This window comes from Sporosarcina sp. P29 (assembly GCF_002743265.1).
Lineage (GTDB): Bacteria > Bacillota > Bacilli > Bacillales_A > Planococcaceae > Sporosarcina.
Genome location: NZ_PDYX01000016.1, coordinates 34,894 through 48,984, shown reverse-complemented (window position 1 = coordinate 48,984; position 14,091 = coordinate 34,894). Strand labels below are relative to the sequence as shown.

Annotated in this window: 11 protein-coding genes; 9 read left to right on the top strand and 2 right to left on the bottom strand. The window is 37.0% G+C overall.

The genetic code is table 11. The features are described from left to right. Positions 1-40: 40 nt before the first annotated feature. A complete protein-coding gene (locus tag CSV68_RS12715) occupies positions 41-1,180 on the top strand; it encodes a flagellin N-terminal helical domain-containing protein (protein ID WP_099662322.1) in 1,140 nt (379 codons plus the stop codon). 341 nt (positions 1,181-1,521) lie between these two features. Beyond that, positions 1,522-1,635 (top strand): flagellin, encoded by a 114-nt coding sequence (locus CSV68_RS12710; protein ID WP_099629383.1) that lies wholly within the window; start codon positions 1,522-1,524, stop codon positions 1,633-1,635. Between the two features lie 426 nt (positions 1,636-2,061). On the opposite strand, the gene CSV68_RS12705 is transcribed toward CSV68_RS12710, so the two are convergent. Further along, entirely contained in the window at positions 2,062-3,969 is a 1,908-nt protein-coding gene (locus CSV68_RS12705) for a hypothetical protein (RefSeq protein ID WP_099662321.1), read from the bottom strand. A gap of 119 nt (positions 3,970-4,088) precedes the next feature. On the opposite strand from CSV68_RS12705, the gene CSV68_RS12700 reads away from it, so the two are divergent. From CSV68_RS12700 to CSV68_RS12665, 7 genes are all read left to right on the top strand, one after another. Beyond that, entirely contained in the window at positions 4,089-4,310 is a 222-nt protein-coding gene (locus CSV68_RS12700) for a hypothetical protein (RefSeq protein ID WP_099662320.1), read from the top strand. Positions 4,311-4,671: 361 nt separating this feature from the next. Beyond that, positions 4,672-4,920, top strand: a complete 249-nt coding sequence (locus CSV68_RS12695; RefSeq protein WP_099662319.1) for a hypothetical protein — start codon at positions 4,672-4,674, stop codon at positions 4,918-4,920. A 117-nt stretch (positions 4,921-5,037) separates the two neighbouring features. Further along, the gene (locus tag CSV68_RS12690) at positions 5,038-5,994 is read left to right on the top strand and encodes a hypothetical protein (RefSeq protein WP_099662318.1); all 957 of its coding nucleotides are present in this window, start codon (positions 5,038-5,040) and stop codon (positions 5,992-5,994) included. Between the two features lie 567 nt (positions 5,995-6,561). Further along, positions 6,562-8,487 carry an ATP-dependent nuclease gene (locus CSV68_RS12685; RefSeq protein WP_099662317.1) on the top strand — a complete coding sequence of 642 codons (1,926 nt, stop codon included), beginning with the start codon at positions 6,562-6,564 and terminating at the stop codon, positions 8,485-8,487. 10 nt (positions 8,488-8,497) lie between these two features. Next, positions 8,498-10,393, top strand: coding sequence for a UvrD-helicase domain-containing protein (locus CSV68_RS12680; RefSeq protein WP_158233527.1), 1,896 nt, complete (start codon positions 8,498-8,500; stop codon positions 10,391-10,393). Between the two features lie 1,157 nt (positions 10,394-11,550). Then, the gene (locus CSV68_RS12670) at positions 11,551-12,366 is read left to right on the top strand and encodes a choline kinase family protein (protein ID WP_099662314.1); all 816 of its coding nucleotides are present in this window, start codon (positions 11,551-11,553) and stop codon (positions 12,364-12,366) included. A gap of 188 nt (positions 12,367-12,554) precedes the next feature. Further along, complete coding sequence (locus tag CSV68_RS12665) at positions 12,555-13,265, top strand: gamma-glutamyl-gamma-aminobutyrate hydrolase family protein (RefSeq protein ID WP_099662313.1); 711 nt, start codon at positions 12,555-12,557, stop codon at positions 13,263-13,265. 84 nt (positions 13,266-13,349) lie between these two features. On the opposite strand, the gene CSV68_RS12660 is transcribed toward CSV68_RS12665, so the two are convergent. Further along, positions 13,350-14,048 carry a YjjG family noncanonical pyrimidine nucleotidase gene (locus tag CSV68_RS12660; protein WP_099662312.1) on the bottom strand — a complete coding sequence of 233 codons (699 nt, stop codon included), beginning with the start codon at positions 14,046-14,048 and terminating at the stop codon, positions 13,350-13,352. Positions 14,049-14,091 lie beyond the last annotated feature (43 nt).

Genomic DNA, 14,091 nt, shown 5'->3' with positions numbered 1-14,091 from the left:
AAGGACGTGTACCCAACAAACACTCAAGGAGGAAATTATAATGATTATCAATCACAACATGGCAGCAATGAACACGCATCGTCAACTAGGTTCAAACAACGCAGCAGCAGCTAACAACATCGAGAAGTTGTCTTCAGGTCTTAAAATTAACAAAGCAGGAGACGATGCAGCTGGACTAGCTATCTCCGAAAAAATGAGAGGTCAAATCCGTGGTTTGGATATGGCAGCTAAAAACTCTCAGGATGGTATTTCATTAGTTCAAACAGCAGAAGGTGCTCTAAATGAAACTCACGACATTCTACAGCGGATGCGTGAATTAGCTGTTCAAGCAGGTAACGATACCAATACTGGCGGAGATCGCAAAGAAATCCAGAAAGAAATCAATTCATTGACTTCAGAAATTAATCGAATCGGTAATACGACTGAATTTAATACACAAAAGTTATTAAACGGTTCAAAAGATATTAAGACTGAAGCCGTAGCTGCAGGGCCGGCTACTACTACTACTCCGGGCGTATACGAAGTTACTATCGGGTCTGCAGATGTAGTTATTGACGGGAAAAGTTTAACGTTTGACGCTGGTGGTGGTGGCACAACTAACTTTAAAGATGCAACAGAACTTGTAAGTTTAATAAATGCCGATGATGATTTAAAAACAAAGTACACTGCAACTGAATCAGGTGGAAAGGTCGTACTGACGCAAAAAACAGGCCAAGAGTCTTCAACTGCACCTGTAGTTTCAGGAACAGGTGCTAGCATGACAACTACTACATCTGGTTCAGTTGCAGGTCCTGGTACGCCAGCAGTTGCAAAAGGAGAAAGTCTTAATTTCCAAATAGGTGCCAATGAAAATCAAAGTTTAACTTTAGATATTTCAGATATGCGAGCAGCAAACTTAGGGATTTCAACTGTCGGAAATGCAGACGCGACACGTGGAGTGAATAATGGCACTAATAATACGATAACTGAGCAAGCTCTTGACGTTTCATCGCACACTAAAGCAGCTGAAGCTGTAACGAAGATTCAGACAGCTATTGACACGGTTTCTGGTGAACGTTCTAAACTAGGTGCAACAACAAACCGTCTAGAACACACAATCAACAACCTCGGAACTTCTTCCGAAAATCTAACGGCTGCAGAATCACGCATCCGTGACGTGGATTATGTCGTAGCTGCATAAAGCAGTGACAGACACAGTCGTCCTGACTGGTAACGGTTAGAGAGTATGACCGGGTGAATTGCTGGAAACCCCTAAAACTGTTCTTGCTACAACGTAACTGGAAACGGTCAGCGTGAATGCTTGAAAAAAGAACAGATTGGGCAATCAGCAGCCAAGCTCCTGTCTCGAAAGAGTGGAGAAGGTTCAACGACTAGGATAGACCATCTAAGGCGCAAGCTATGGTGATGAAATCCGTAGGAAACATAAGACTGAGTAGCTTGTGAATCCGAAGTGCCCGGCCCCTACCCAGTGTGGAGGGTGAAGATATAGTCTAGTCATTAGTGAAAGCTAATGTTCGCACGATGGCGAAAGAGATGATGGACTTTACGAAGAACAACATCTTAACTCAAGCAGCACAAGCAATGCTTTCTCAATCGAACCAGCTTCCGAACGGAGTATTACAACTCTTACGGTGAACGGTTTAGGGACGCCTATTCGGTAACGGATAGGACGCATAACTGGGTGAATTGCTGGAACCTCCTGAAGTCTACTTTCCGACAACGCAGCTGGAAACGGCCAACGTGAACGGTTGAAAAAAAGTGGAATTGGACAATCAGCAGCCAAGCTCCTGTGAGGAAACTCTGGAGAAGGTTCAACGACTAGGATATACCGTCTAAGGCAAATCGCTATGACGATGAAATCCGTAGGGTGTCAATTGACATTCGAAGTGCCCAGCATCCTAGGTATTTAGGTACGAGGATGGAGATATAGTCTAGTCCTAATTGGAAATAATTAGGGGCTCCGCAAGCCAATCAACAGCCGCAGGGCGTTCTACAACTACTACGTTAATAGAACTTTCGGCACGTAAAAAGAGACTTCCTAAAGGGAGTCTCTTTTTAAATTCACATTAAATTTTGCGATCGTAGCTCACTAATTTTATAGACCACCGACCAGTAACTTCGGCCAAGTACATCTGCTATCTGTTGATCTGTTTTACCGGATTGCTTCATATGTCGTAAATTGCTTATTTCATCTTCAGTGTAGGCGCGCATTCGTTTTCTATCGCTGACAATCAACTGATAATTCGGGTGCTTTTGACGCCATTTTTGCTTCTCTAAGTAAAATCGATACTGCCAGTTAGTTTTGTAACTCATAGAGGGACAGGTAACTACAATGTGTTCTAAATCTTGAAGGAATTGTAATGTATCAGCTATCCGACTGGTTCGTAAATAATAACCATTGCCGCTTGGCAGTTTGGTCAGTCGGAATTCGACTGTGGTTAACTTTTTCATTTGTTCTTGTAAGAGCAGCAATTCTTCGTATGTGAAACTTTGTAAGTAAAGTGCGATATGGGGAGTGATGTAAATCTTTTTATGATTGTGATTTACACGGGTAGTCAGTAGCAACGACCCGTCGTCCATATAAATAGTGGCCAAGCTGTGCAAATCATCTAATTTGTCCAGAATGCTGAGGGGCAGCTGTTTAATCCTGTTCTTCCCATCTGTTTTCTCACTGTAAATCACCTCTTCCAGTCTGCTCCACAAGTCTCCTGTTCTTGAAATGATATGGTCTCCTCTTGGAATGAAACTCAGATAGGGTTTCAATTTCATTACTTTCCAGGCACGATATTCTTTTTGTTTGATTGAAAAGTGCTCGTGATAACTGCTTCGTATACCTTTGTATTTGGACTTTTTATGCGTAAGCATGCCATCACCAATAATCGAACCAAGCATAATATTTTGCTGTGTTGTCGAAAGATCATCCAACGTATTCAACGGTCGCGGTGAAAAGCTGTTATGCTGATGAAAGCACTCTTGCACAATCTCACCTAACGTTAAACCTGTCGAAGCTTGGACGGAACACAGGACGTGTTGATTTTCTTCAGTCAGGCTCACTTGATAGCGTGTCGATTCATTGTTCTCTTGCCTCGCGTAATTCAATCTTTGGAAGTTGTTTCTTGTTACTTGGATAGAAGAGGCATATTGCTTAATCATTTGATTGATCTCTTTCGTAGGTGCAGGAATAGATATTTGATTGGGCAGTCGTATCGTTGTCCGTTTTGCAACTGACTTGTGAACTTCTTCATTCCTGATTTTATAAGAAAATAGAGGATGGATCCATGGTGTAACTATACTTAGAAAATATTTGATTTGCAGTTGGTCATAGAGAATGAGTCTTCGTTGACAGTCTATCGCAAACAGAAAATTGAATTTGATATTTATTACATATTGAAGTAACCTAAGCTCGTCATCGGTCCATTGCTCGGTGGAGAGGATCAACTTCTCCAACGTGCCGTTTTCTTTCACTTTCAAGTGTCCGGATTCCTGATACCACCACGTGAGTGTCTGAGCCGTCATATGTTGTTCAACAAAATCCAGAGGAATGCCTTTGAAGCCGTTCTGATACCAAGTGGTGTGCAATGCTTCTGCGTTAGGAATAGTCACAGATTCAATCACTATACGCTCTGTAAAGCCAAGTTTACTTCGTGTATCTGTTGTTTGTTCTTTTTTTATAATAAAGTCCGATACATACGCTTTTAACTGCTGGTGACAGGAATGAGCCCATTCACTGTGTTTTACATGGAAAGTGAAACGAAAATACTTGCGGTTAGTAGCGGAAGAAATAATACGTCCGCTGCCGAGAAGCAAGGCACAAAGCAGACTGTTTAATTGTTCAGTAGAAGAAGAGTCTATTTCTAGATTATTGTTCGTGCAATTGGCAACGTATTGTTCCTTTGCTGCTTTACCATCTTCCAATAGAAAGCCGTAAGATCGTGAATTCGTAGAGTACAGCAATTTTCCAATCGACATAGTGAACCCTCCTATAAGATAAGAATGTGTGTTCTTATTATATAATTATGGATGGCAAATAGCTAATTATAACGTGATAATAAAACTTGTATGTAGATGTAAAGGAGTGATAGCAAACGATGGATAATTCAGAAGAACTGGATCAGTTGAAACAGCAACTGGAGCAAGTTAAACAGCAAGATCGAATTCTGGAAGAAATAGAAAAGCGTTTGTATAAAATAAAAGAGAATGCGGAGTATGCGTCGAAGTATTGGCTTGGTAGGGAAGAGACGCGGGAGTTAGAGAGGCAGATCGAGGAGCATAAGGTGGCGATTGAGTCGTTGCAGAATTATTTGAGCTAATAAGATATCATTTATAGACTCGTTATTTATTATTTTGGGAAAACAAATTAATCGACAGCAACAGGTGATCTAAATATGATGATACAAAGTAATTGTGCATCTTATAACATAAGAAATACTCTGGGTGATGTCAGATATCTGTTGTGCACAGGTAAGCCAAAATAAAATATTTTCTAAAAATCCATCAAATCGAAAGAATATCTAGCAATAAAAAGATTAAGTGAATATACTTTTGAAATTCACCTTTATACTACTATACAAAGTTAGTAATCGTTCCGAATAAGAATTGGGTTTTGAATGAATAGTTGGTAGTATTATAATAAATTCATTATAATAAATTTTAAGTAAGGGGGATGTAAAGATGTTTTATAGTGGTAGAGTTCTCATAACAGATGAAGCAATAGAGGTTTACAAGGAAGTTAATTTATTTTCGGCATGGAATGTAAAAGCTAGTTGGGATAATGAAGGCCAAACACTTCAAGTCGATTGTGAACCGTCAGATTTAAGCTTTAATTGGCCTTGGAAAGAAATTGAAAGTCTAATAAATTTAGGCATTGATAATATACCGTCTATTGCTATAGAAATCAGAGATAGGGATGCAATTGCTTAATGTGTTGGTACCAGGTCCATACACAACTCTAGATTGATTCAGAATTGAGTGGGTCCAGGTATCTTCTTTAAAATTATTGTAAGTAAAAAGTTTTATAGCGAGGGGAAAGGATAGAATATGTTACCAATATATATCGATAACTCTGAGGTAAAGGTTTTCGCAAGAGAAATACTTGCATCAATTATTAAAAACTATTTTTTAATGAATGAAGATTTTGGAAATGATTATTCGGATTTGTTCCCTGAAGTTATATACAATGAAACAAAGGAAAAATGTGATTCAGCCGCTACTGATATTTACGTGTGGAGTAGAGATGGATTTGAGCGAGATTTATCCCCGTTACATGAACATGCGTTATACAAGATCTTACGTTTGGAAAACGATATGGAAAAAGACCACTTTAATCAATATGGCGAGAGTCTCTATTTTAATGACGTTCCAAATTACGGATATCCGGTTACTGAAGAGGAAGAAAGTTCGGATTTTTCAATTAGTGATATAGACATGGATTTTTACCTGGAATATTGCTTTCAAGACCTTGACTTCTATCAGCTTCATGACTTTATAAACTTAGCTTTAAAAACCTCAGTTTCACATGTCAACTCGGAATTCCATATGGATTTAAATGATTATAGAGATTTAATACCTCGGGATATTAAAAGGAAATTATTTGAGACTGATTTTCAAGATACTTCTATCTCTCCCTATGATAAGAAAATTGTATTACAGAAAAATGAGGCGGTGTATATTATGTCCCAAAACAACCTAAATATTTCTCATTCGTCATTCGGTGACAATATCAATATTTTGAGTGATAATGTAAAACAGAATAAAATTACGAAACACAACGAGTCTATTGATAAAATCTTTGCGGGCCTGTCTGAGTTCATAGTAAATAGTAAAATTAGTGAAGAAGAAAAGCAACAAGCCAGTTACCATGCGCAAGAATTGGAAAGGGCACTTCATGTTAAAGATAAATGTAAAGCGAAATTACTTCATAGTTTTTTATTAAAATCTTTAGGTCCTATAAGCTCATTATTAACAATTGGTCAATTTATTTCTGAAAAACTTTAAAAGGAGATTCATACATAAGCATTATATAAAGCACTTATGCATCGCGTAATTCCGACACTATTAGTGTAACGCACCTGTGCATCACACAAATCGAGAACCAATCTGAATAGTTTCTGACTTGTGTGATGCACAGTGCAAATTCTCTAATTCTCTCACATGACCGTCGTCTTGGTACCACCAGGATAAGTGTAGCCTGCCTGTGCACCGTACAATTCAGACGTTATTCTAAATTGTTTTGGAGTTGTATGATGCACAGGTAGACAATTATCAGGTTTTCATCGCTTGCTTCTTTGTGGTGAGTAATCCATTGAATGGGATATCGGTATAAAAAATCAGTGAAACAACAATGATAGATATGTCATATCGGTTTGTATAATTGTGATTAATCAACACGTATGGTTTAAAGTATAATCAAGTTATCAAGAACCTTATCTATAGTGATGAGGTTTTTTCTGTTTTAATCTGATATAGAAATATGAAACTAAATGTAATTGTAAATAAATAACTTGTTTGTGATACTATAATATTACAGTTGTGTTATAATTACCAAAATTGTGAGGTGTTTGTATGTATATATCAACAGTATCGTTAAAAAACTTTAGATCATTTGATGAAAATGAGCAGGAAATTCATTTTAATCCAGGTTTATCACTTTTAGTAGGAGAAAATGATTCTGGTAAATCCGCTATTCTTGACGCTCTGAAAATTGTTCTTGGAACCACAGATTTAGGATGGTATAGAATCATGGTAAGTGATTTTCATAATGAAGACATAGCTAAAAAAATAGAAGTTAAATGCAAATTTGAGAATCTAAATATATATGAAAAATCAGCGCTACTCGAATATTTAACTTATGAAAAGAATTCAACAGGAGAGATAGTACCAGTTTTATATTTAAAATGGAGCTGTGAATATTTATTAAGTATGAAGCCTCCAAGACCGATTATACACACTTTTACTGGAATAAATTATGATGGACCAAGTCTTTCACCTGAAGCTAAAGAAATTTTGAGAGTTACTCATCTCAAAGCACTTAGAGATGCTTATAGTGACATGCAGTCAGGGCGAAACTCAAGATTATCCCAAGTAACACAAAATATACCCGAACTTAATGTAGGTAATAATAAATATGAATCTGGAGATAATTTAGAAGACTTATCGCTAATTGGAATATTTAATTTGTCTAACCAGCTATTGGCTAATTATATACCATTAACAAATGCTAGTAGTCAGATGACGGATATATTACAGAAACAGATGTTACTTGAAGGAGATAGTATTACAACGACTTTTGAAGTTTCAGGAGAAGATACATCAGATATTAGAAAGTCATCTGCCTTGTTAGAAAAATTAGATTTATCTATTGATAAGAATGAGTTAGGTAGTAAAGGTTTACCAGGTTTGGGTACTAGCAACATAATGAGTATGGCATGTGAATTGTTACTAAAAAAAAATCAGAGTGATATCAGTCAATTTCTTCTAATTGAAGAGCCAGAAGCCCATATTCATGCGCAAAGACAATTAAAGCTTATTAAATCTTTGCAAAAAGAAGTACAAGCCGATGATCAACAGATAATTATGACGACACACTCACCTCTTTTAGCTTCAGTAGTCAAATTGGAAAATATTATAATTATAAAAAATGGTGAACCATTTTCATTAGCAAAAAATCAAACCAAGTTAGACAACGAAGATTATCTTTTCTTAGAAAAATATTTAGATTCTACAAAATCTAATTTGTTTTTTGCTCAAAGTGTAATAATAGTTGAGGGTCCGGGAGAGGCATTACTTCTTCCAACTTTGTCTAAGCTGCTAAAAAGAGATTTTACTGATTATGGAGTATCGCTTGTGGATGTTAGAGGTACAGGTCTTAGAAGATATTCAAAAATATTTCAACGAAATACAAACAATCCATTGGAATACTTGAATATAAAGGTAGCGTGTTTAACAGATAGAGATGTAATGCCTGATTGCGCACCTAAAATGTGTATAAAGGGTATTAATTCGGATGATAAACTATATTGGCCGGAGAAGAACAAAAGACGTTGGAGGGCTGAGAGCGATTTTGTAAATGAAATTGAAAGAAATAAGCATATGCAAGAGATATGTGAAAAAGCTGATGGACAGTTAGTAAAAACATTTGTCTCAGACCAATGGACTCTTGAATATGATTTGGCATATCATGGATTTGATGACGTGGATATGAAATCTGTATTATTGACAGCTTTAGTTAACTCTACTTATGTTAAAGAAAATCGAATAAGTAAGTATATTGAAATTGAGAAAGCAATCGATATGTATTCTCAGATTACAGAAAAAGCTACTTATTTTTATAGTTTTTTCACCTCTAAAAAAACCTCCAAAGCAGAATTCTCTCAGTATTTAGCGATAGAGTTAGAGAGTGTGTTTTCTAACAATGCTGTAAGTTTATTTAAGGCTTTGCCAAATTACATACTAGAGTCTATTTATTACGTAACAAGAGAGCCAAGGTGAATTCATGAATATGTCTAAAAGTATTATTATTTCTGAAGAGGATATTGACTGGGTAGAAAAATTGATGGGCCAAGATATAGTTTTTGATAGTGAAAGAAGAAATATAATTAAAAATTTAGAATCGAGAGATATACAGGCCTTTCCGGGAAGTGGTAAAACTACCGTTTTAGTAGCTAAATTAGCTATCTTGGCTAGTAAGTGGGACTCTTCATCTTCGGGTATATGTGTGCTTTCCCACACTAATGTGGCTAGAGAAGAGATTGAAAAACGTTTAGGCAATACTAGTATTGGCGCTAAACTGTTAAGATATCCACATTTTATTGGTACAGTACATTCTTTCTTCACAACATATGTGGCTCTGCCTTGGCTGAAATCTAATGGCAAAACTATTGAGATTATTGATACTGAATTCACGACAATATATAGGTGGAATAAAATATATTCTTATTACAAAGATATATTAGAGAAAAAACATATAACTGCAGCTGACTGCTGTTATAAAAAAGCTAATGGTGTTTTAGAGTTAAGTAATTATAAACCTGATCACAAACCCTATAAACATGTAAAAGATATAATAGACTCATCACAAAGAAATGGATATTTTACATTCAATGAAATATTATTTTTCGCAAAAGAAGCTTTAGAAGACGTATCTGAGATCTCACAAATCGTTTCTCAGAGATTTCCACTATTATTTATAGATGAAGCACAAGACACAAATGATTTTCAGTTTGATTTGATTGGAAAATGTTTTATTAATTCTGTTCAACAAGGTTTTGGAGATGAAAATCAAGCCATATATAACTATTCAGGTGAAAGTAATTCGGCTAGGTTTCCTAGGGTTTCTCCTTTAGTAATTCAGCAAAGTAAAAGATTTTCAAACAGGATTGCCCATTTAGCCAATCCTTTAGCTATTACTAAATCAAAGATGCTTGGTGTTAATAATGAATTTAATAATAGTAAACACTCTGTCTTTATTTTTCATGAAAATAAAATTGCTGATGTACTTAATGAATATGGAAAACTAATTTTAGAAACCTTTAGTGACGAACAATTAGAACGTTATCAACACGATGGGTGTTACGCGGTTGGTTTAATACATAATAAGAAAGCTGAAACTGAAGATAAACACATTCCAAAAGGTGTTTATGATTATTGGCCAGCATACCAATCAAAAACAATAGATAAAGGGTATGCACCAAAATATCTTATTGATTATTTTAGAATTGGTCATGAAGAACTTAACTCTAATAAAGATACATTTAAACAAATAGACTTGATATTGACTGGAATCAGAGAGTTTATAAATGATAAAAAAGGAAAAACCTTTATAAGAAAACGTGAAAATCTAATGACTTCATTTTCTGAATGCTTAGAAAATTTAGAGGACGTTAGAAAATTCAGAGAGTATGTATGTGTTTTACAAATATCTGAATTTAATACAGAAAGACATTGGAATCATACGTTGAAATATGTGAATTTACTATTAATTCAATTTGATATTAACATTTCCGATTCAGATTTTGTTAAATGGAAAGAACCTGAAAACAGTTTCAATAAAATAATGAATAAACAATTATCAAATACTATTAACTTTAAAGAAAAAGATAGAAATGTATTGATAAATTTAAATAGTATACATGGAGTAAAGGGGAAAACACATTTATCGACATTGGTGTTAGAAACATTTAAAAGAAGTCATAGATTAAAAGATATACTAACATATCTTCAAGGCGACGATAGTAGAAAAAGGCTGACACTAACCAAAGAAGATAATTTAAAATGTCACTATGTGGCTATGACTAGACCTAGAGGGTTGTTATGTTTAGCTATTCCGTATGAAAAAATTAGTGCGGCGGAAATAAAGAAACTTGAAGTAATGGGTTGGAATATTATTTTCATTTAGAGAATCATCAGTTTGAAACCTAAATAATTTTCTACTATGAATCAAACAACTTAGATGCTGTTCTGAATTAGTCTAGAGTTGTATGATGCACAGGCAAACTAGAAATTTTGATTTAAGTTGTGTAGCGTACATGTACTAGGCATTACATCAATCTATCGACAAATATGCATAAGGTTCCTTGTTTTCATCAACACCCACAATTATCTCTCGTGGTGTTTAATTAATCTCAGATTTCTTACACGAAATTTTAACAGGTATAAGCTCTTTAATTTGTGCGTTTGTGTGATCGATATATTTGTCTCGGTTTAATCCAATCAGTACTTTATAATCGGTTTGTAATATGTTTAGTTTGTGATGTATTCGTTCAACGAGTGCATCACTTTTTTCTTTTATACCTGCCAGTTTATCAGCTGAAATATCCTGCTGATGGGCTTTACGCACTTTTATTACATATGGCTCGTAATATTCTTTAAGTGTAGCCTACCTGTCCATCAAACGGTTTAGATACTATTCTGAATTATTTTGGAGTTGTATGCTACACAGGCAAACAAAAAAGCACTGCCCAATACTTACAGGTGATCTGCCTAATATCGACAGGTGTACCTGACGACATTGAGCAAGTGCACTTGCCTAAACCCGCCAGGCCAATAACCAAAGAACTTAAAGAATCTTAATAAATAATAATAGTGTCGAGAAGAATCTCGACGTCGCACATTTCTCTATACAATATGTGAGTGAAAAAATTAGAAATCCTATCGATTTCAAAAATAATGAGTACAGTGTGTATCCTTTTCAGAAAAAAGCTCTATATGACAAGTGAGAGAGGACATGCAAAGCGAATCCACACAAGGTGCGATGATATCCCAAGACTGTGTGAATAGATTTTGTCGATTCAATTTTCAATAGGACTATCGTAAATCTAGTATTACTATTGATTAAAATGAATTCTTGAAAGATAATTATGTTATAGGTGTGTCTTATTTGTAAGTAGATGTTTGAAATATAGAGCGAACAGAAAAGATATATTCGGTTAAACGACCGATCTGAATTGGTGGATTTTCTGATTAATTTTCCGAATACTTAATAAGTAATCAAAAATCGCGAATCTACTAGAAGAACAGTACATACCATAGTATGAAAAACAGAGGTGCAAAAAATTGTTTCTAATCGAAAATCTAAAATACATCAAAAGACTAGGCGGCCTCACCAACCTAAACTTCCTCGTCGAGCACACAGGGCAAAAATACGTCCTACGATTCCCGGCTCACGAGTTCGAAGACATCATCAACCGCCACCATGAAAAAGAAAACCAACGAATTGCGGCTGAAATTGGGGTAACGGTCGATAATGTAGTATTTACCGATGAAGGTATTAAAATGACTCCTTATTATGATGCGACGGCTACTTTAACGCGGGATCTGATTGTGACGGAGGAGTATTTGGAGAAGATTGCAGGTGTGTTGGCAACGCTTCATTCGTCGAAACGGGAATTTCCGAATCGTTTTGATTATTGGGGCGAGGTGGAGAAGTATAAAGTTGCGTTGACTGAAATCCCTTCGCTCTATGTGTTATTGGAAGAGCGGCTGCGGAAGTTGATGCAAGGGGAGCAGCAAGAGTATGTGCCGTGTCATATGGACTCGGTGACGGCTAATTTTATTCAGAATGATGCCAAGCAGTTGCTGTTGATCGACTGGGAGTACAGTGCGAATTATTTGCCGGAATGGGATTTGGCTGCGTTTATTTTGGAACGTGAGTTAAATGAGCAGCAGGAGCAAGAGTTACTTGATTATTACGGCTTGCTAGCTAGTTCGAAACAATCGCTTGATCTACAAAAGTTGAAGTCGGATTTTCTTTGGTCGTTATGGTCGCTCGTTAAAGAAATAGAAGATCCTTCGTTTGAACAGTATACAGCGAAGCGGACGGAGCGTCTGATTGAAGGCTTAGAGCAGTATTATCGTGTGTACGGGAATTGAAAGTTTGATTCTCATAAAATGTATAGAGCAATACCTTATTCAGCCCAGATCTTCCATTCGATACAAGAATGGAAATCTGGGTTTTCTATTAACTTTTTAACAATGCAACCATCCCTGAATAACTTCCTACCAAATCGGGTATAGAATATATCATCACTTGCAGGAATGTAAAAGGGAGAGTGTGCTACATGAAACCATTAATCGGTGTGACGTCAGATATAGACCGAAACGGAGATACGCTAGTTCAGACTCGATACATACGAGCAGTTCGACAAGCAGGTGGCGTACCGGTCATTTTACCTGTAGGACTCGAAGCAATTGAAGACGTTTGCGATCGATTGGATGGTGTGTTGCTAATCGGAGGGGAAGATGTGGATCCTTATTTGTATGGCGAAGAACCGCATCGACAGCTTGGGAAAGTGTTGCCTGAGCGAGATGAGTCGGAGCTTACGTTAATTAAAACGATGGCGGATCAAGATAAGCCGGTGTTTGGGATTTGCCGGGGGTATCAGTTGATCAATGTGGCGTTTGGTGGAACGATTTATCAAGACATGTATGCCCAGTTATCAGAGGATTTATTGCAGCATCATCAGCTGACGGATTTAGACTTTGCGTTTCATTCCATTGATATTGTAGGGGATAGTAAGTTGGCGGAATGGGCAGGTACTTCGGAAGTCCGCGTGAACTCATTGCATCATCAGGCGGTGAAGGAAGTCCACGCGCCACTTGTCGTAACGGCGGTTGCGAAGGATGGTGTCATTGAAGCTTTTGAGAGTACCGCGCATCGTTTTGTGGTAGGGGTTCAGTGGCATCCTGAAGCGATGGTGAAGCGGGAAGATCGTTTGTCGTTGAAGCTGTTTGAGAAGTTTATTGAGGCGGCGGGCGAGAGAAAGTACTAGTTTCTTGAGCCATTCATTAGTAGCCGAATAAGTATATGCGTAACCCCTCCAACGAAATGTATTGGAGGGGTTACTAGTTTTAGATTAGTTGTTCTTTACAGTCGAACGGGCCGCGCTGAATTCTGCCCATGAATGAATTTCATACGTCGGCTGAATTGCTGTATGGTTTTCGCGCCGATCTGGATTGAACCAGCATGTATCGATGCCAGCGTTAATTCCGCCTTGAATGTCGGAAGTTAAAGAGTCGCCGATCATGAGTACACGGGATGGATCCGTGACGCCTAGTTTCTTAAACGTGTAGTCAAAAATCTCGGGCTGTGGCTTTTTGTAGCCTGTTTCTTCAGAAGCAATGATCGCTTCGAATGTATTGCGTAAAGGCGAGCCGGCAATGCGAGCGTGTTGAGCAATTGTGAAGCCGTTCGTTAAGATCGCCAAGCGGTAATCCGTTAGCTTTGACATCATGTCTTCTACGCCGTCGATCAAATGGGATTCGTAGCCTAGATTTTCGATGTATAGCTCTCCGAAATGGGCTGCGTCTAGTTGTAGTTCGTGATGTGCGAATAACCGACGGAAGCGTTCTACTTTTAACTCTTCAATGGTAATGCGTCCTTGTTCGAGATCATCCCAGATGACGGAGCTGATCGCGCGGTATGTATCGCGGTATGCTTCTAGGCCGTTTGGTAGACCGAACGTGTGAAATGTATTGCCGAGTGCATGTTTTTCTGTTTCTTCAAAATCGAATAATGTATCGTCTAAATCAAATAATAGTACATCGTATGGCATATAAAAGAACTCCTTTTTTAAAAACAATAAGTACTAGTATACC